Consider the following 20,214-nt stretch of genomic DNA (forward strand, 5'->3'; position numbering starts at 1 on the left):
TCGATACCGGCTTCGATCGTCAATCGTCGACACGGCCATCTGACTCATTCGTTCATGCGGGATCATTGACATGCGCGCGCCCATCTTCCGCCTCGGTTTTTTCCTCCTGCTCGTCCTTCAACTCCTCCATCCGCAAATCGCCAAAGCAGCCGACCTGACCGATATCGCGCGGGAAGCTGCGGCCTATCGAGCTGAACTTCTCGCGGCGGCCAAGGGCGATGACCCGCGCCGGATCGATCTTCTTGTCCAGCAGTCAAAGGCGGAAGGCGATGCTCATAGGTTCAGGGAGGCGGCGACCCTGCGGGCCAGGGCGATCGGCCTGGGCGACGAAAGCTATGACAGCTGGATCACACTGGCGAACTTGCTTCAAGGTGCGGGCGAGAAGCGCAAGGCAGCGCTCGCGGCCTATCGCGCTTTCGTCGAGACCAACCAATATGAATTGCAGGCGTCGTCCATGAATATGGTTGCCAAGCAGTTCGATAATCTGGACGAAAAGCGCTTGGCGCTGGCAGCCTATGAAGAGGCGCAGCGCTACAATTACGACGAGCAGGCAGCCAATCGCGCCGAGCAGATTCGCCAGATGCTGGCCTTTTCCCTCACCAACACCAAGCTCAACACGGAAGGCGAGACGCCGGAGGCCTGCCTTGAATTCCGCGGTGACCTCGCCACACCGGACGCCGTGAACTATCAGGACTATGTGCGCGTGGAGCCGGAGGTGAAGGCGACCTATCGCGTGTCCGGCGCGCAGCTTTGTGTCGGCAATCTCAGTTTCGGCGAATCATTCAAACTCACTGTGCTGCAGGGTCTGCCCGCGCTCGATGGACAAAAGCTGACCGAGAACGAGGCGTGGGCCTTCACTATTGGCGACCGTGCCCCCAGTATTGGCTTTCGCAACCAGGCCTATGTGCTCCCGAAGATCGGCAGCACTGGCGTGCCGCTAATCACGGTCAATGTCGACAAGGCAAAATTGCGCCTGATGCGTATCAACGACCGCAACTTGATCAACGAACTCTATGATGGCCGTTTCCTCAACAATCTCGAGGAATATGACCGCGAACGCATTGCGGAGAAGTCGGGCGAAGAGATCTGGACCGGTGAGATGGACGTTGCCATCGACCGCAACAAGCGCGTGGTGACGGCGTTCCCGATCGATGAGGTCGTCCCGGACACCAAGCCAGGCATCTATATTCTGATGGCGCACAATGCGGCCGACGAGGAAACCCAGGATGATTATTCCTGGCGTTGGCAGCCGCAGGCGACACAATGGCTGGTCGTCTCCGACGTCGGATTGACGGCCTTCAGCGGCACGGATGGTCTCAACGTGCAGGCACGTTCGCTGGAAAGCGGGCGGCCGATGCATCGGTTGGAATTGCGTCTCATCGCGCGCAACAACGAAGTGCTGGGCAAGGTGCTGACCGATACGGCCGGCATGGCCCGTTTTGATGCGGGCCTTTTGCGTGGCGCTGGCGGCCGCACGGCAACGGCGGTGATGGCCTTCCGGCGCGACGGCGATTTCAGTTTTCTCGACATCAGCGGTCCGGCCTTCGATCTCTCCGATCGAGGCGTCGGTGGGAGGGCCATGCCGGCCGACCTCGACATCTTCTTCTACACAGATCGTGGCGTGTATCGCCCGGGTGAAACGGCACATGTGATGGCCCTCTCGCGCGACCCCGCCGCGGCGGCCCTCAGGGATCAGAAGCTGACATTCCGCCTGCTGCGCCCGGATGGCATTGAAGCGCGTCGGTATGTCGATGTCACGGATACCGGCGGCGGTTATTCCGTCGATGTCGACCTGCCTAGCTCTGCTCGCACTGGTCCCTGGACACTGGAAGCCTATCTCGATCCCGAAGGTGATGCGCTTTCCAGTACGCATTTCCTGGTCGAGGATGTCGTTCCCGCGCGCATCGAGGCCAAGCTAAGTGCTGCTGCTGAAGTGCTGACGCCGCCGGCGCCACTGCCAGTCCAGATCGACGCCAAATATCTCTATGGCGCCCCGGCGGCCAATTTGCCGGTGAAAGCTGAAGTTGTTATCGCCGCCGATCCCAAGCCGTTCCCGGAGTTGGTCGGCTATCGCTTTGGCCTGGCCGATGAAAAGGTCGAGGCGGAACGTCTTGCCTATGACGATACGACCACCGATGATCAGGGGCATCTCGAACTCGACATGTCCTTTGACACGGTCCCGGAGGCCCAGGTTCCCCTGGCGGCGACCTTAAGGGTTGAAGTCTATGAATTCGGCGGCCGACCGGTTATCGAGACGCTGACCAGGCCGATCCGCGACAAGCAACTTTATCTCGGTATCAAGCCGCTCTTTGCAGACGACCAGGCGCAGGAAGGTTCGCCAGCCGAGTTTGAAGTGCTCGCCGTCGGCAGCGACGGTAAGACCAAGGCGCTGCCGAACCTCTCCTACCGCCTCGTGCGCGAGGATTGGGACTATGTCTGGTTCTACCGCGACAATCGCTGGGACTACGACTATGTCGTCCGCGATGCCGAGTCCTCAACCGGCACACTGAGCGTCACGGCCGATCAGCCGGGCAAGCTGAGCATGCCGGTCGACTGGGGGCGCTATCGCCTGGAGATCTTCGATCCGTCCAGCGGCAGCGCCAGTTCGGTTCGCTTCTATGCGGGCTGGTGGTCGGCGCCGGGTACGGGCGGCACGCCGGATAAGATGCAGGTCGTAGCCGACAAGGAACTCTACAATGTCGGGGAGAAGGCGGAAATCCGCCTCAGCGCGCCGTTCGCCGGCGAGGCACAGGTGACGATCGCCACCGATCACATCCTCGACAGCTTCGCCGTTTCGATCCCCCAGGACGGCAAGACCATCAAGATTCCGGTCGACAAGAAATGGGGCGCCGGCGCCTACGTACTGGTCAATGCCTATCGCGCAGGTAAGGTCAATGAACATGGACCGGGCCGGGCCATTGGTCTCAGCTGGCTCGCCATCGACCCGCAGCAACGTGCCATGCAGATATCGATGAGCGTGCCGGAGACGATGAAACCGCGCCAGTCGATCGACATCCCTATCGCTGTCACCAACCTTGCCGGCAAGGATGCTTATGTCACCCTGGCGGCGGTTGATGAGGGCATTCTGCAACTGACCGATTTCGCCAGTCCGGACCCGATCGACCACTATTTCGGCAAGCGCCGGCTTGGTGTCGAAATTCGCGACCTCTATGGCCAACTCATCGACGGCAAGGAGGGGAAGCGCGGCGTCATCCGCAGCGGTGGTGACGGCGAAGGTCTCGCAAAGCGCGGCGCGCCCAAGGAGATCAAGTTGGTTGCGCTGTTCTCCGGCATCGTGAAACTCGATGCCGCCGGCAAGGCAACGGTGAAATTCGAAGTGCCCGATTACAACGGCCGCCTGCGTCTGATGGCCGTGGCCTGGGACGACCAGAACGTGGGGGCCGCGGAGGCACCTCTCATCGTGCGCGATCCGATCGTCGCCTTGGCATCTGCCGCGCGCTTTCTGGCGCCCGGAGACAACAGCAATGTCTCGCTCTCATTGCAGAATGTCGAAGCAGCTTCCGGTGCCTATGAGATCGATCTCACAGCCAGCGACAATCTGCGCCTTACAGGCGAAACGCATCTATCCGTGGACCTGGCCAAGGGAGCCGGCAAGGATTGGCGGACCGGCGTCCAGGCACTCGCGGTGGGCGAAGGTCATCTCACCATGACGATGAAGGGGCCGGATGGCTTTGCGCTCACGCGCGAGATCAATCTGCCGGTCCGGCCGGCCCAGGCCGCCATCAGTCAGACCTTGACGGAACGTCTGCTGCCGGGTGCACCGCTCAAGATTTCCGCCAACGCCATGGCCGATTTCCTGCCGGAGACGGCGGAATTGCGCCTGTCCTTCAGCCCGCATCCCAATCTTGACGTACAGAGTGTGCTGGCCAACCTTTATCACTATCCCTATGGCTGCCTCGAGCAGACTACCAGTGTGGCCTTCCCATTGCTCTTCACCAACGAAGTGGCGGAGATCTGGAGCCTCGAGAACAAATACGCCAAGAGCGACCCGAAAGAAGTGCAGATCGCCATTGGCCGCATTCTCGAGCGTCAGCGCAGCGATGGCCTCTTTGGCCTCTGGACCAGCTTCAGCCCGCCAGAAAATTGGCTCTCGGCCTTTGCCATGGATTTTCTGACCCAGGCACGGGCACGCGGTTATGAGGTGTCGGACATCGCTTACAATCACGGCCTAGATGGGCTGCGGTACGTGGCGACCGACTACAACAATGACAGTGCCGACAATCTGGCCGCCCGCGCCTATGCCGTCTACGTTCTGGCAAAAGCCAAGGAGGGGAAGCTCAGCGAACTGCGCTATCTGGCCGACAATTATCTCGACCGTATGCCTACCGGTCTCGCTTTGGCTCAGCTCGGCACGGCCCTGGCGCTCAACGGTGATATCGTGCGCGCCAACGCGGCTTTCGACGCGGCAATGCTGGCGGCCAATCGCGCGCGCCGGCATATGCTGGATTACGGTTCGGATCTCCGCGACATCGCTGCGATCATCACGCTGCTCAGCGAAGCCAAGCTGCCGGGTCGAGATCCGACCCTCTATTTGGATACGCTAGCCAATCTCCAGGCCGGCCGCGGATATCTCAGCACCCAGGAGGAAGCCTGGATTCTGATGGCGGCGAAAGCGACGACGTCAACATCGCAGCCCGTGGTGAGCATCGGTCGTGACGCCCAGGCCGCCGTGAAACAGTCCAAACCCTATTACCTGCACATGGCATCGGAGGATCTGGGGGCAGGCTCGGTCTTCACCAATAACGGCACCGATCCCATCTATGCCAAGGCGACGGTCGCCGGTGTTCCCATCGCCGACCTGCCGCCGGAACAGAGCGGCTTCGAGATCACGCGCGTCTTCTACACTTTGACCGGGGAGCCGGTTGATCTGAAGAATGTCCGCCAGAACGACGTCCTTGTTGCCGTCATCAGCGGCAAGATCAAGGCCGCCGACTACCGCCGCGCCCTCGTGGTGGACCTGCTGCCGGCGGGGTTGGAGATCGAAAACGAAAGGCTGACCGATACCCGGCGCACGGGCGACCTTTCCTGGCTACCCACCTTGGCGTCGCTCACCTACAGCGAGTTCCTGGATGATCGCTATATCGGGGCTCTCGATGTCGACGCAGAGAGCGAAACGGCCAACTTTAACCTGGCCTATATGGTTCGCGCAGTAACGCCTGGAAGCTATACAGTGCCGGCGGTGCAGGTTGAGGACATGTACGCCCCGGATATTAGGGCGCGCGGTGGCAGGGACATGCTCAACGTTACGGCCTATTGAGGCGTCGGCTTGGTGTCGCTCCGACATCAATACCTGAAACGCTCCGCTTTCATCGCTGGCGGGTTCGTCCTGCTGGCGATGATGGGCGGATTGTTGGCTGATGCCCTCTATCCGCCCTTCCTGGGTCGGTTGCGGGATCATTCGACGCTCGTCCTGGCGGCGGATGATAGCGTATTGCGCGCCTTCGCCACGGCCGACGGCGCCTGGCGGTTTCCGACCAGGACGACCGACGTTGATCCGAAATTCCTGCGCTATCTGAAGACGTTCGAAGATGGCCGCTTCGGCTGGCACCCGGGTGTCGATCCGCTGGCCGTCCTTCGCGCAGGCTTCCAGGCTGCAGCGGCGGGGGAGGTCGTCTCCGGCGCCTCGACCCTGACCATGCAGACGGCTCGCTTGCTGGAACCGAGACCGCGCGGCCTCAGGGCCAAGGCCATCGAGGCCTTGCGCGCTTTCCAGCTTACCTGGCGGCTGGGCGGCGAAGGGGTCTTGGATATTTACCTAACGCTGGCACCTTATGGCGGCAATCTTGAAGGCGTTCGGGCGGCAAGCCTCGGTTACTTCGGCAAGGAGCCGTCGCATCTGACCGAGGCTGAGGCGGCACTCCTGGTCGCATTGCCGCAGAGCCCGGAGCGGTTGCGTCCGGATCGTTTCCCTGCGGCGGCCAAGCGGGCGCGCGACAAGGTGCTGGCGCGCCTCCTCGCCGATGGCGATCTCGACGCGGCAACATATCAGACGGCGCTTGCTGAACCGATCCCGGCACGGCGATTGCCGGCCCTGAGCGATGCACCGCATCTGGCGGAACGGTTGGCTCGAGAACGGCCCGGTGATGCCGTCATCCACACAACCATCGATCACGATCTGCAACGCAATCTGCAGGCGCTGCTCGCGCGACGGTCCATGAACCTAGAGCCAGGCGCAACGGTTGCAACCCTGGTAGTCGCCAACGATAGCCGCCGCGTACTCGCCTATCTGGGTTCAGCCAACTATTTCGACCATCGCCAATTCGGGCCGATCGACATGGTTACAGCGATCCGCTCGCCGGGCTCTGCGCTCAAACCCTTCATCTACGGCATGGCTTTCGATGGATTGGTCGTACATCCGGAGACCATCATGGTCGACCAGCCGATGCGTTTCGGTGAATGGGCACCGGAGAATTTCGACCACCTATTTCGCGGCGAAATTTCGGCCCGCGAGGCGCTTCAGCTGTCCTTGAATCTCCCCGCCGTGACTCTCATGGACGCCATAGGCGCGCCGCCTTTTGCACAGAGGCTGGCCGACGCAGGTATTCCGCTGCACTTGCCAAAGGAAGCTGGGCGGCCGGGGCTGCCCATTGCCCTTGGCGGCGTCGGTATTTCGCTTGAGGAAATGGTGACCCTTTATGCCGCCTTCTCCGAACAAGGAGTCGCGCGGTCGCTGAACTATATCAAGGATCAGCCGGCAGGCGATGCCAAGCCGTTCATCGGCCCGCTGGGTAGCTACTATGTCACCCGGATTCTCGAAGATACGCCGCCGCCGGCCTCGTGGCTTGCCAGTGCCAACCGGCGGCAGGCCAGTCGCATCGCCTACAAGACCGGCACGTCCTATGGCTATCGTGACGCATGGGCCATTGGCTACACGAAGGACTATACGATCGGCATCTGGGTCGGTCGTCCGGACGGCTCATTCTCGGGTGGTCGCATGGGCCGCGATGCTGCGGCACCTATATTGTTCGAAGCCTTCGACCAGTTGCCGCCGAGCGACAGCGCCTTGCCGGGTATAGCACCCGTCGGGGCGCTCCTGGTCGGCAACACGAGCCTTCCAGCCAATCTCAGGCGCTATGACATCGGTCCGGCTCTAAGCTCGGCGGAGCGTCCCCAAAATCGACTGCGCATCGCCTTTCCATTGGATGGCTCGACGGTACCACTCCCGGAAACCGAACTGCCGATGGCGCTGGTGCTGAAGGCAGAGGGCGGCAATCTGCCCCTACGCTGGCTCGTCAATGGAAAGCCGGTCAGTGCGCCGCCCTATCTCAGGCAAGCGCAATGGGATCCTGATGGGAAGGGCGCGCAACGTGTAACCGTCATCGATGCGGATGGTCGCTCTGCCAGCGCGGAAATCTGGCTGAAATAGCCGCCAGGCTTGGTGTCACCCCTGCCAGAGACCTTCGCGCTTCAAATCATCCATTACCTGAAGAATACCTTGCCGCAGCGTTTCGACGGCAAAGTCGATCTGCGCGCGGTTGATGATGAGCGGGGGCGACATGACGATCAGATGCCCCATCGGCCGCGCCAGCAAACCTTTGCCTTGGCACTTCTCGAAGATGCGTTTGCCGACATTCCATTCCGCCGGCGGGACGGTCTTGTTCTTCTTGTCCGACGTGCATTCGACGCAAACCATGAAGTGACTGCCGCGCACATCGCCCACCATATCGATATTGATGAGCTCGCTAAGGCGGTCCCGGAAATATGGGCCCGTCTGGCGGACGTGGCCGCAAATATCTTCGCGCTCGAAGATATCTAGATTGGCCATCCCCGCGGCGCAGGAAACCGGATGTGCCGAATAAGTATAACCGTTGGCGAAAGTCTGGCCGCGGCCGGCCTTGTCGGTCAGCGTCGAATAGAGTCGGTCGGAAACGATCATGGCACCCAGGGGCACATAGCCCGACGTCAGGCCCTTGGCGCAGGTGATGATATCCGGCTCGATATCGAAAACATGCTTGGAGGCAAAGATATGCCCCAGGCGACCGAAGCCGGTTACCACTTCGTCGGAGATATAGAGCACGTCATATTTGCGGCAGATTTCCCAGGTGCGCCGTTGATAGCCCGGCGGCGGCACGATAACACCGCCCGAAGCCAGAAGCGGCTCGGCAATGAAGGCCGCAACATTGTCTGGGCCCAGTTGCAGAATCTTGTCTTCGAGATCTTTCACCTTGGCATCGCAGAAGGCTTCGAGCGACATGCCTTCCGGCCGGCGGTAGGGGTTGGGTGCTGGTAGATGATGAATAAAGCCGGTCTCAAGATCCATGTTGCCGCGATCGGCCGGCTTACCGGAGACCGAGGCAGTCAGATAGGTCGATCCGTGATAGGCATATTCGCGGGTGATGATCTGCTTTTTCTGCTTGCGGCCATGGAAATTGTTGAAGAAATGGACGAAGCGCAAAGCTGAATCGACTGCAGTCGAACCACCGGTGGTGAAGAAGACATGCTTCAGATCGCCTGGCGTGTGCTGCGTCAGGCGATGCGCGAACTCGATGGCCGGCGGATTGCCAATGACGCCGAAGGGTGAAAAATACGCCATGCGGCGGGCTTGTTCCGCCATTGCATCGGCGATTTCGCCGCGACCGTAGCCCGCATTGACGCACCACATGCCGCCGATGCCGTCCAGCATCTTCTGCCCATGCACATTGTAGACATAGGCACCTTCGGCCGCGGAAACGATCAGCGGTTCCGTATCCTTGACCAGTCCCAGGTCCACCCAGGGATGAATGAGGTGTGCGCGATCCTTAGCGGCAAGATCGACCGCGTCGAAGGCGAGATTGCTGGACATGGAAAACTCCGGAAAAGCGGTCACTCTTTCTTGACAGAACTTTTGGCGAGTGACTTGGCATCATCGATATCGTCCAGAGTCATGTTCGCCGTCAGGACCGATAGCAATTGCTGCGACCAAATCGTGACGGGCTGCCCAGCCGGCCCCTTGGCCGCCAAACTGGTCCAGCGATATGCCTCGATCATGTCCTGCGGAACCGTCGGGCTGTTGAAATAAAGCGTACCGGCCTGATACTGGGCCTTGGCATTTCCGCTGGCCGCGGCCATCAGATACCACTGCAGCGCCTGGACGTCGTCCTGTGGCACACCCTGGCCATAATCGTACATGTTTCCGACCAGCACCTGCATGTTGCTGTTGCCTGCCTCCGCCAGCGATTTGAAGACGGCAAGCGCCTCCTCATACTGGCCTTGCTCGAAGGCCTTCCATCCAGCTGCGGCCTTGTCATCGTTGGCCGTCGCCGATTCTGCGAACGCCGCCTGTTCCTTCAGAGTGTATTGAGGGGCAGCGCCCACGGGCGCGGAAGGCGCGGGCGAGGCCGCGGCCGCCGTGTCGGCTGCAGGCACGCTTGCGGGCTCAGTGCTGACAGTCGGCGTGCTGGTTGGCAGGCCTGACGAGGACGCACCGCCGCCGATGATCGGCGTGGTCGCCGGCACGGGTGAGGGCTCCGTGGTGCCGGTGGCAGGCGACGCAGCCGATTGTGTGGCGCTAGGGACAGCACCACAGCGGCGATAGGCGATGCCCAAAAGTGATTTCGGCATCGACGGCGGGATGCTGACGATGATCATCTTGTCGGGCCCGCTGCGCTGATAGGTGTATTGCTGAGCGGCACCGTCGCTGCCGGAGGCGTTGACGACGATATTGTCGCCCGAAACCTGATAGGTCGTGGCGAGACGCACGGCGACCTGTCCGTCAAACCAGCTCAGCGTCTCATTCTCGGTGAACTCAACGCCGCCACCCTTGGGGCAGCCCAGAGATGGGCCCTGCCACTGTCCGATCAGCCAGTTGCCGTCGGTGCGCGCCGGGGCGGGTTGGATCGGTGTGATGGAGGCTTGCTGCACGGGCGCCGCCGGTTGCGCCGCGGCGCCACTGGAGGCCGGCATGGTAACGGTATTACCGCCAAGATCGAGTGCAATCGGCGCATCAGTGGACGGCGCAGGCGCCGCTGGTGCGGCTGGCGCATCGGCGATGACCAATTCGTCTTCGCTAGTTGCCGGGGCCATTGCACCGGAAGTTGCTGGTGCAGCGCCTTCGACGGGTTCGGCCAGATTGCCGGTCGTGCTCGGCGCGCTGAAGGTGGGCGAAGCCGCCGCAGCGGCGGAATCCGTCGGAGGTGTCGTCGCCGGCCGCAAATGAGCGAGCAGCGCGGCCGATTGTTGGTCGCCAAGGGCCGCTGCCTTTTCATACCATTGCTTGGCAAGCTCAAGGTCGAACGGAACGCCGTGGCCGGTAGCGTATTGATTGCCGAGATTGCGCATCGCCAGAGGCAGGCCCTGCTGGGCGGCCATTTCGTACCAGCGCGCTGCCTCGGCATTGTCTTCCATGACACCGAGGCCGTGATCATAGAGTGCGCCCAGGCTGTTCTGCGCCACCGCGTCGCCGGCTTCCGCCAAGGGCAGCCACTCATTGTAGGCAGCCTGGAAGTCGCCTTTGTAATAGGCGTCCACCCCCGTCTGATAATCCGCCCAGGCGGGCAGGGCGGCCGCCACGACTGCACCGGCCGAGATGGCGAGGCGCAAGCAGCCGCCAACCATGAGATTGCGCGTGATTCGGATCACAGATACCCCCAAAAGCCGTCCAATTCCGTCACCATAACGTCGCCGAATGCAGGAACAATGCCTAAAACGGCTTGTAACCCGTCGCAGACTCATGTCTTAACATCCAACCCGATTTTGGGACTTGAGGGAAGTATGTTGCACAAAGCAAGGCCGCTATTGATTTGGCCGATTTTGGCGCTTTTTCTGGTATTGAACCTGAGTTTGGCGGCTGTGCCAGCTGTGGCCAGGAGCGTCAATGTCCTGGTCGATGCCAAGGATGGCACGGTTCTGCGTGCCGACGGTGCCAATGCCCTCTGGTACCCCGCTTCCCTCACCAAAATGATGACGGCCTTCATGGTTTTTGAGGCAGCCAAGGCCGGCGAGATCCACCTGAGCGACAAGATCACAGTTTCCGCCAACGCCGCTAGCCAGTCCCCCACCAAGTTCGGCTTCAAGACCGGGCAGAAAATTACTATAGAACAAGCGCTTACGGCGATGATTGTGGTGTCGGGCAACGACGCAGCCGTGGCGCTTGCTGAGGCAATCGGTGGCTCGGAGGAACATTTTGCACAGATGATGACTGCGACCGCGCATCGCATCGGCATGACGCGCAGCGAGTTTCGCAACGCATCCGGTCTTCCGAATGCCGGTCAGGTCACGACCGCCCGTGATATGGCGGAGCTTGCCATGCACATCCTGGAAAGCTACCCGGAGCACTATCATTTCTTCGGTAAGCGGAGTGTTACCATCGCTGGCCGGACACAGCCTTCGGTCAACGGAATCCTCTCCTCCTATCAGGGGGCCGATGGCATGAAGACCGGCTTCACCTGCGGCTCCGGTTACAACCTGGTGGCTTCTGCCAAGCGAAATGGCCGGCGTTTGATCGGCGTCGTCCTTGGCGGCAGCAACCGTGGCGAGCGGGCGGCCCTAATGACCCAACTTCTCAATGCCGGGTTCCAGCAGGCTTCTGCCGAACGGCCCAAGCTCAGGGACATGGCAATCAAGGTTGCGGCCGAGGAGCAGGGGCCGCCGCCGACCCTCTTGAAGGGGGGGGATTGCGATCAGCGCGTGGCCGAAGACGGTAACTCAACCATCACGACAACGGCGCGAATTTCCGGCTGGGGCGTCGTCTTCGGCGCTTTCCCGCAGAAGGGCCAAGCCGAGAAGACGGTCGCGACGATGAAAACGCGTCTCAAGGACACCATTAAGAAGGGGCGGCCGGCCATCATCCAACGGACCTGGGAAGGGCTCACGCGCTATTCGGCCCTGCTGGTCGGCCTCGATCAGGCAGAGGCTGGTAAGGCCTGCAAGAAGGTCTGGGCGGAACAGGGATATTGCCTGGCGCTCAGCCCGGCCGTGCTCTCGAATCCGGATGCCGATTGGCGCTGATCACTTTTCCTTGAGTGGGTTGGGGGGAGTGGCAGCGGTTAGGCCTCAGCGATGTTATGATCGCCCCATGAGGATAGTACACATTTCCCTGCTCCTCGGCCTGATTGCCGCTTTGGCAGCCTGTACGACACCGCCGCCGCCGCGACCGGCGATGCAGGCCCTGTCGGCGGCCGGCAATTTTGGCTTCATGGACCGTGTCGTTGATGCCGATACGATCGAGGTCACCTATCTCGGCGCAGAGGTGAGAGTTTCGGCCAGCAACCCCCGCGGCGACACCAGGGTCGCGGCGGAAAAGGAAAAGGTCCGTGATCTTGCCGTGCTGCGGGCAGCCCGCATGGCGCAGGAGCGTGGCATTGTGGCCCTGCGCATCGTCACCGAGAAGACCGACAGCGACATCAACGTGCAATCCTATCCGCATTGCCGGCCGGCGCCGTTCTGGGGCTATCCCGGCTTTGGCTATTACGGGCATCGCCATGGCTATTATGGCTGGCCAGACGACTACATCTGCTCGGAGCGGCGCTGGGCGACCGCCAGGGCCAAATCGATCATCATCGTCGATTTCGTCGCCGCGCCAGTGGCGGGCGATCTTTCGGTTTCCACGGCCGAAACCGTCACCCGCCTGGAAAAGATCTACGCGGGTGCGACTTACCAATAGACGTCATTGAGGCGCCGGTTGGTCCTGCGCTTCCGGCTTGGGATTACGGATGGCGATAACGCGCTCAGCGGCTTTGATGGCGCCATCCTCGAGCCGACCCTCCAGTTCTTCAACCAGCGAAGCGGCCCTCTTCGAATCCTGGCCCGGCTGCAGTCGGTCAACGGCGATGCGCGCCCAGACATAGGCCTCGATGTCGTTCTTTTCGGCGCCATTGCCGGTGGCATAGATTTGCCCCATCAGCAGCGCCGCCTTGGCATTGCCGGCGTGAGCGGCTTTGAGAGCATAATCCGCCCCTTTCACCGGATCGGGCTGCAGGCCGTCGCCTTCAACCAGCATATGCCCGACTTCATATTGCGCGGCGGCGTTGCCGGCATCAGCCGCTTTGACGATCCATTTCAGCCCTTCGATTTTGTCCTGTGGGACACCTTCGCCGTCGGCATACATCAGGCCCAGATAATACTGTGCTCCCAGGTGGCCACGCTTGGCTGCCTCGAGATACCAGGCTGCGGCCTGCTTTAAGTCGCGCTGCACGCCGTTGCCGGAATAGAGCAGGTTGGCGAGGTTGAACTGAGCATTGGCGTAGCCGAATTCGGCGGCGCGGCGATACCATTCCGCGGCCTTGGCCGGGTCCTTCTCGACGCCGAGCCCCTTGTTGTAGAGGATGCCGATATTGTTGATTGCCTCGGCGTCGCCTGCCTGCGCTTTTTTCCACCATTCCTGCATTGCGAGGGCATAGTCGCCATGCATGAAGGCGGCGGAACCGGCATCGACCGGGCTGGTGCTTTGCGCCCATGCCGTCAGTGGTGAAAACAGCAACGTAAGGCCGAGCAACAATCTGGCGACCGGATGACCCATCATTTCCGACTCTTATTCCCCCGCATGTGCAAAGTCTGCCGGAGTTGCGCCGACCCTGCCAGTGCTATTTGATAGGCCGGAAATGCCAGAGAAAGGGTGCCGAAGACCATGAGCGAGCCAGAGATCCCGCCGGTTCCGGGGCAGGAAACGCCACATTCACCGGGTGAACTGCCACCCAGGCGCTCGTTCGGGCTCAGTCTCGGCGTGCGCCTGCGCAACTATTTCCTGGCCGGCATCCTCATCACCGCCCCGGTCTCCCTTACCATCTACATCGCCTGGCTGTTCATTAACTGGGTCGACCTGACGGTGCTGCCTCTGGTACCGCCGGAATACAATCCGGAAAACTATCTGCCGTTCTCCATTCCCGGCATCGGCCTCATCATCGTCCTCATTGTGCTGACCACCATCGGCGCCGTCACCGCTGGCCTTTTCGGACGCCTGACGCGGCAGTTAATGGAGAGCATCCTTAATCGCCTGCCGATCATCCGCAGCATCTACAGTGCCATCAAGCAGATCATCGAAACCGTGCTGGCCAATCAGTCGGCGGCCTTCCGTGATTGTGTGCTGGTCGAATTTCCGCGCCCCGGCGCCTGGACTTTGGGCTTCGTCACCGGCACCACCCCGCCTGAGGTCTCGGCGGCGATCGGTGGAGATGCACTTACCATCTTTGTGCCGACCACGCCGAACCCGACCTCCGGCTATCTCATCTTCGTGCCGCGGGCGGACGTCAAATATCTGCACATGACTGTCGAAGACGGCATCAAGCTGGTCGTTTCCGGCGGCATCGTGGCGCCGGGCAAGAATCCAACGAAGAAGCCGAAGGCCTCAGCCTGAACGGATCGTCTTTACCACCGCGTCCTTCTCAAAAAGATAGAGCAGGACGCGCAAGGCGAGCCCGCGCTCGCTGACCAGTTCCGGATCCATTTCCAGCACCAGGCGCGCATCGTCGCGAGCGATCTGGATGAGATCGGCATGCGCTACCAGATCGGCTAGGTGAAACTCCGGCATGCCGCTCTGCCGGGTGCCGAGAAGCTCGCCGGCACCGCGCAGGCGTAGATCCTCCTCGGCGATACGGAAGCCGTCCTCGGTCTCGCGCATGATGTTAAGCCGCGCCTTGGCGGTCTCGCTCAATGGCGTCTGGTAGAGCAGCAGGCAGCTCGATTTCCCTGAGCCGCGCCCCACACGGCCACGCAATTGATGAAGCTGGGCAAGGCCGAAGCGCTCGGCATGTTCGATCACCATTACGGTTGCCTGCGGAACATCGACACCGACTTCGATCACCGTCGTCGCCACCAGGATGTCGATCTCGCCGGCCTGGAATTGAGCCATGGTCTTGTCGCGCTCGGCGGCCTTCATCTGGCCATGAACGAGGCCCACGCGCAGGCCGAAAATCGATTTCAGCATGTCATAGCGTTCGCTGGCCGCCGCGAGATCGATGAGTTCGGATTCATCGACCAACGGGCAGACCCAATAGATACGCGAACCTTGCGCGATGGCCCGGCGGAGCCCACCCGCCACCTCCTCCAGACGGTCGATGGCGATGGTGCGCGTATCGATCGGCTGCCGTCCCGGCGGCTTCTCGGTGAGGCGAGAGACGTCGATATCACCGTAGGCGGTGAGGGTGAGGGTGCGCGGGATTGGCGTTGCCGTCATGACCAGGAGATCGACGCCTTTGCCCTTCTCCGACAAGGCGACACGCTGCTGCACGCCGAAGCGGTGCTGCTCGTCAACCACAGCAAGGCGCAGATCGTGAAAGACGATGCTCTCCTGGACCAAGGCATGGGTGCCGACGACGAGCGGCACCTCGCCAGACGCGAGTCCTGCTAGGATGCGCTCGCGGTTCTTGCCCTTGTCGCGTCCGGTGAGGAGCTCTAACCGCAACCCAGCCGCACGCAGCAGGGGTTCCAAAGTCGCAAAATGCTGCCGTGCCAGAATATCGGTTGGCGCCAGCAGGGCTGCCTGGCCACCGGCCTCTGCCGCAATCAGCATGGCAAAGAGTGCCACCACGGTCTTGCCGCTGCCGACATCGCCCTGCAACAGACGAAGCATGCGCTGTGGCGAGGCCATGTCGGCGGCGATCTCCTCGATCGCCTGGCGCTGCGAACCGGTGAGGTCGTAGGGGAGCTTTGCTTTCACGCGCGAGGTCAGGACCCCCGTTGCCACGCAGGGTCGCCCGGCGAGGCGCCGGTTATGCTGGCGTACCAAGGCAAGAGCCACCTGGCTTGCCAGTACTTCGTCATAGGCGAGGCGTTGCCGGGCCAATGTCTCCGGCCCAAGATCCGCCTGGGTGGCTGGGTGATGCACCGCCTCCAGCGCCTGTTTCCATTTCGGCCATTGATGCCGCTTCATCACATGGGTGTCGATCCATTCGGGCAGCTCCGGCGCCCTGTCTATGGCCGCTGCCACTGCTTTCAGCACGAGCCGCGGCGTCAGGCCCGCGGTCAGGCCATAGGTTGGCTCCAGCTTTTTGATCTCTGCCATCCGCTCCGGCGGCAGGATATAGTCCGGATGCACCATATTGAGGGTGCCGGCATAGCGCTCGACCCGGCCCGACACCACACGCCATTCGCCCGGTGGTAGCAGGTTGGTGAGGTAATCGACGCGGGGGTTGAAGAACACCAGGTCGACCGCGCCGGAATCATTGACGCAGGAGACCCGGTAAGGCTGGCGCGGCCTTTGCGGGGGCAGGTGGATCGTCACCTGAACCCTCAGCGTCACCGTGGCACCGTCGGTCACCGTATCGATCGGAGGTTCCTGCTGACGTTCCAGCATGCCGGTCGGCAGATGCCATAGCAGCCCGGCGACGCTGGGCCCGGTCAGCTTCTCGAACAGCTTGCCGAGCCTCGGCCCGATACCGGGCAGGCTGGTCACCGGCGCAAAGAGCGGGTAAAGGATTTGCGGTCGCAAGGGATTCTAAGGTCCGGCAGCTGCTGGAAATGGGGTGACTCTATGCGCCAAACGTAAAAGAGGGAAGGGTATCGGCATGGAGGAGGTGGAGCGACAGCGCAAAAAGCTGATGTTCCAATGCCATCATCGGGGCACCAAGGAACTTGACCTGGTTCTGGGGCCTTTTGCCGACGACCATTTGTCCGCCATGTCTGCTGACGAGTTACGCGTTTTGACTGCCTTCCTCACTGAAATCGACCCCGACATCTATGACTGGCTCTCTGGGCGGGAACCCTTGCCGGAACGGCTGCGCAGTCCCGTCACGGAGCGCCTCGTCGCCTACGGCCGCGTGCGCCTGGGCGATTCGACCGCCAGCGGCGAGACCGCCTGATGCGCGAGCCGTTGCCCTTTGACGTTCCGGAGGCCGGCCGGCATGACGTCGCCGGTGTCCCCGACGGCCATGACGCCCAACTCGTCGCCGGTATTGCCCGGGCGCGCTCGCTCAACGGCATCCTCCACGTCGCGCGCGATGATCTGCGCATGACGCGCATGGTCGAGGCGCTGCACTTTGTGGCCCCCGACCTCGAAGTTCTGACATTCCCCGCCTGGGACTGCCTGCCTTACGACCGCTCCTCACCCCATCGAGACATTCTGGCCGCGCGCATCGAAACGCTGACCGCCTTGGCTGCGGCCGGCGCCGCCGGCAAGCCACTGCCCATCGTCGTCACCACGGTGGGCGCCTTGCTGCAGAAGGTGCCAGGCGCCGCTTCTTTCACCAATAGCGGCCTGGATCTGGCCAAGGGCAAGACCCTCGGCCAGGACGCACTCACCACCTATCTGCTCGGCAATGGCTATCTCAGGAATGCGACTGTAAGCGAGCCTGGCGAGTTCGCTTTGCGCGGCGGTATTGTCGATCTCTTCCCGCCGGGAACCCAACAGCCGCTGCGCGTCGATTTCTTCGGTGATGAGATCGAGGATATCCGGCTGTTCGATCCGCTGACGCAGCGCAGCCAGGAAAAGCTCGACCGGTTCCAGATCAAGCCGGTCAACGAAATCACGCTCACGCCGGCGGCGATCGAGGCGTTCCGAACCGGCTATCGCCAGACTTTCGGCTCGAGCGGGTCCGACGATCCACTTTACGAGGCGATCAGTGCCGGTCGGCATTATCCCGGCATGGAACATTGGCTGCCCCTCTTCGGCGCGGCCCTTGTGACGTTGGACAGCTATCTCCCGCAATGCGTCATCACGCTCGATCATCAGGCCGATGAAGCCAAGCGTGCGCGATTGGACACTATCGCCGACTTCTATTCGGCGCGGCGCGATTTGCACCGGGCTGAAAGGGAATCCGGTGCCCCGGCCTACAAGCCGCTGCCGCCAGACCAGCTTTATCTTACGGATGCCGACTGGAAGAACCTGGCGCGCCGGCACACGATCTTTGCCTTCCATCATTTCGGCACAGGCAGCGAGACAAGCTTGCGTGCGATGGGGGCGCCGGGCCTCAATTTCGCCGAAGCCCGCATCAATCCAGACGTCAATGTCTATGACGCCGCTGCCAAGGCCATCCGTGCCGAGCAGCAGGCCGGCAGGCGTGTGCTGCTTACGGCCGTGAGCCAAGGTGCCGTCGAACGCATCGGCCATCTGCTGAGCGAGCACGGCCTGACCAAGCAGGTAGCGGTTGGCAACCTCGCCGAATTCATGGCTTGGCCGCGCGATAATCTGGGCCGCGCTGTCTTGGGTTTGGAGCAGGGCTATCGCGCCAACGACCTGCTGGTTGTCACCGAACAGGACATCCTCGGCGACCGCCTGACGCGCACGGTGACCCGAAAGCGCAAGACCGAAACCTTCCTGGCAGAACTCGCCAACTTCGCTGCCGGCGATTTCATCGTCCATGTCGATCACGGCGTCGGTCGTTACGAGGGACTGGAAACGCTTGATGTCGGCGGGGCGCCGCATGATTGCCTGCGGCTCACTTATGCCGGCAATGACAAGCTCTATGTCCCGGTCGAAAACATCGAGGTCCTCACCCGCTATGGCGGCGAGGATGCTTTGGTCGAGCTAGATAAATTGGGCGGTGCTGCCTGGCAGGCCCGGAAGGCCCGCGTCAAGCAGCGCATCAAGGACATCGCCAACCATCTCCTCAAAGTGGCAGCGCAGCGCGCCATCCGCGAAAGCGATCCCCTGCAGGCGCCGGCGGGTCTGTTCGACGAATTCTGTGCCCGTTTCGCCTATGCCGAAACGGAGGACCAGCAGCGCGCCATCGACGATGTCCTGACGGATATGGCTGCCGGCAAGCCGATGGATCGCCTGGTCTGCGGCGACGTGGGTTTCGGCAAGACCGAGGTGGCCCTGCGCGCTGCGTTTGCGGCGGCCATGAGCGGCAAGCAGGTCGCCGTCGTGACGCCCACCACCTTGCTCTGCCGGCAGCATTTCAAGACCTTCAGCGAACGCTTCCGTGGTTTCCCCGTGCAAGTCCGCCAGCTCTCGCGCCTGGTAGGTACAAAGGAGACGAAGGAAACCAAGGAAGCCCTCAAGGAAGGCAAGGTCGAAATCGTTATCGGCACCCATGCGCTGCTCTCGAAATCTATCGAGTTTGCCGATCTCGGCCTGCTCATTGTCGACGAGGAGCAGCATTTCGGCGTCAGCCAGAAGGAACGCCTGAAGGAATTGCGCGGCGACATCCACGTGCTGACCCTGACCGCGACGCCGATCCCACGCACCCTGCAATTGGCGCTGACCGGTATTCGCGAAATGAGTCTCATTACGACGCCGCCGGTCGACCGGTTGGCCGTTCGGACCTTCGTGCTGCCCTTTGATCCGGTCGTCATTCGCGAAGCAATTCTCCGCGAACAGTTCCGTGGCGGCCAGATCTTCTACGTCTGCCCGCGCATCGAAGATCTCGAAACCGTAGCGGAGCGGGTGCGCAAGCTGGTACCGGAGGTCAAGATCGTCACTGCCCATGGCCAGATGTCCGCAACGGCCCTTGAGAAGGCGATGACCGCCTTCTATGACCGCAGCTACGACATGCTGCTCGCCACCAACATCATCGAATCCGGCCTGGATATCCCCAGCGCCAATACGATGATTATTCACCGCGCTGACATTCTAGGGCTTTCGCAGCTTTACCAGCTGCGCGGGCGCATTGGCCGCTCCAAGCTGCGCGGCTATTGCTACCTCACCACGGTCCCCAACAAGAACCTCACCGAGACCGCGCAGAAGAGGTTGGAAGTGATGCAGACGCTCGATCAGCTCGGTGCCGGTTTCACCCTCGCCAGCCACGATCTCGATATCCGCGGCGCCGGGAACCTGCTGGGCGAGGAACAGTCGGGGCAGGTTCGGGAAGTGGGCGTCGAGCTTTATCAGCAACTGCTCGAGGAAGCCGTCGCCGAAGCGCGCGGCGATCTCCGGGCACAACAGAAACAGGAATGGGCGCCGCAGATCAATCTCGGTACCTCGGTCCTCATCCCGGAGAACTATGTCACCGACCTTTCTGTGCGCCTGGGGCTCTATCGCCGCATAGCCACGCTGGAAAACGACCAGGAAGCCGAAGCCTTCGCCGCCGAAATGATCGACCGCTTCGGATCGCTGCCGAACGAGGTGGAAAATCTGCTGAAGATCGTGGCGGTGAAGCGCCTGTGCCGCAGCGCGGGTATTGAACGCATTGAAGCCGGTCCCAAGGGGGCGGTTTTGAGTTTCCGCAACAACCGCTACGCCAAACCCGAGCGCCTCATCGACTACATCTCGAAGCGTTCCGACATCATGTCAGTCCGCCCCGATCAGAAACTGGTCTATCGCCAAGACTGGCTTGATGCCGACGCTCGCGTCAGCGGGGTGAGGAAGCTCATGGATAGATTGGCAGAGATGGCTGCGTGAAC

The 20,214-nt window shown here is 61.8% G+C and carries 11 protein-coding genes; 7 read left to right on the forward strand and 4 right to left on the reverse strand.

Annotated elements, in window-relative coordinates:
* Positions 1-70: 70 nt before the first annotated feature.
* Together ACE3OA_RS18005 and pbpC are read left to right on the forward strand one after the other, a co-directional pair.
* Entirely contained in the window at positions 71-5,278 is a 5,208-nt protein-coding gene (locus ACE3OA_RS18005; RefSeq protein ID WP_374313295.1) for an MG2 domain-containing protein, read from the forward strand.
* Between the two features lie 12 nt (positions 5,279-5,290).
* Positions 5,291-7,387: a penicillin-binding protein 1C gene (gene pbpC, locus ACE3OA_RS18010; protein WP_374313297.1), complete on the forward strand. Its 2,097-nt coding sequence runs from the start codon at positions 5,291-5,293 to the stop codon at positions 7,385-7,387.
* A gap of 15 nt (positions 7,388-7,402) precedes the next feature.
* On the opposite strand, the gene ACE3OA_RS18015 is transcribed toward pbpC, so the two are convergent.
* Together ACE3OA_RS18015 and ACE3OA_RS18020 are read right to left on the reverse strand one after the other, a co-directional pair.
* Positions 7,403-8,803, reverse strand: coding sequence for an aminotransferase (locus tag ACE3OA_RS18015; RefSeq protein WP_374313299.1), 1,401 nt, complete (start codon positions 8,801-8,803; stop codon positions 7,403-7,405).
* Positions 8,804-8,823: 20 nt separating this feature from the next.
* Positions 8,824-10,578: a tetratricopeptide repeat protein gene (locus ACE3OA_RS18020; protein ID WP_374313302.1), complete on the reverse strand. Its 1,755-nt coding sequence runs from the start codon at positions 10,576-10,578 to the stop codon at positions 8,824-8,826.
* Between the two features lie 57 nt (positions 10,579-10,635).
* Here ACE3OA_RS18020 and ACE3OA_RS18025 point away from each other — a divergent pair, with 57 nt between their 5' ends.
* The gene (locus tag ACE3OA_RS18025) at positions 10,636-11,946 is read left to right on the forward strand and encodes a D-alanyl-D-alanine carboxypeptidase family protein (protein WP_374313304.1); all 1,311 of its coding nucleotides are present in this window, start codon (positions 10,636-10,638) and stop codon (positions 11,944-11,946) included.
* A 67-nt stretch (positions 11,947-12,013) separates the two neighbouring features.
* Entirely contained in the window at positions 12,014-12,601 is a 588-nt protein-coding gene (locus tag ACE3OA_RS18030; protein ID WP_374313306.1) for a hypothetical protein, read from the forward strand.
* 3 nt (positions 12,602-12,604) lie between these two features.
* On the opposite strand, the gene ACE3OA_RS18035 is transcribed toward ACE3OA_RS18030, so the two are convergent.
* Entirely contained in the window at positions 12,605-13,459 is an 855-nt protein-coding gene (locus ACE3OA_RS18035; RefSeq protein ID WP_374313308.1) for a tetratricopeptide repeat protein, read from the reverse strand.
* 105 nt (positions 13,460-13,564) lie between these two features.
* Between ACE3OA_RS18035 and ACE3OA_RS18040 the strand changes: the two genes are divergently transcribed.
* A complete protein-coding gene (locus ACE3OA_RS18040) occupies positions 13,565-14,290 on the forward strand; it encodes a DUF502 domain-containing protein (protein ID WP_374313310.1) in 726 nt (241 codons plus the stop codon).
* Here ACE3OA_RS18040 and recG read toward each other — a convergent pair.
* Positions 14,282-16,363 carry an ATP-dependent DNA helicase RecG gene (gene recG, locus ACE3OA_RS18045; RefSeq protein WP_374313312.1) on the reverse strand — a complete coding sequence of 694 codons (2,082 nt, stop codon included), beginning with the start codon at positions 16,361-16,363 and terminating at the stop codon, positions 14,282-14,284. The two genes, ACE3OA_RS18040 and recG, sit on opposite strands and share 9 nt — an antisense overlap.
* A gap of 76 nt (positions 16,364-16,439) precedes the next feature.
* Here recG and ACE3OA_RS18050 point away from each other — a divergent pair, with 76 nt between their 5' ends.
* Positions 16,440-16,733 (forward strand): succinate dehydrogenase assembly factor 2, encoded by a 294-nt coding sequence (locus ACE3OA_RS18050; protein WP_374313314.1) that lies wholly within the window; start codon positions 16,440-16,442, stop codon positions 16,731-16,733.
* Positions 16,733-20,212, forward strand: a complete 3,480-nt coding sequence (mfd, locus tag ACE3OA_RS18055) for a transcription-repair coupling factor (protein ID WP_374313316.1) — start codon at positions 16,733-16,735, stop codon at positions 20,210-20,212. The genes ACE3OA_RS18050 and mfd overlap by 1 nt, the downstream gene beginning before the upstream one ends.
* The last annotated feature ends 2 nt before the right edge of the window (positions 20,213-20,214 follow it).

The sequence above is a fragment of the Dongia sp. genome (assembly GCF_041906375.1).
Taxonomy (GTDB): Bacteria; Pseudomonadota; Alphaproteobacteria; order Dongiales; family Dongiaceae; genus Dongia.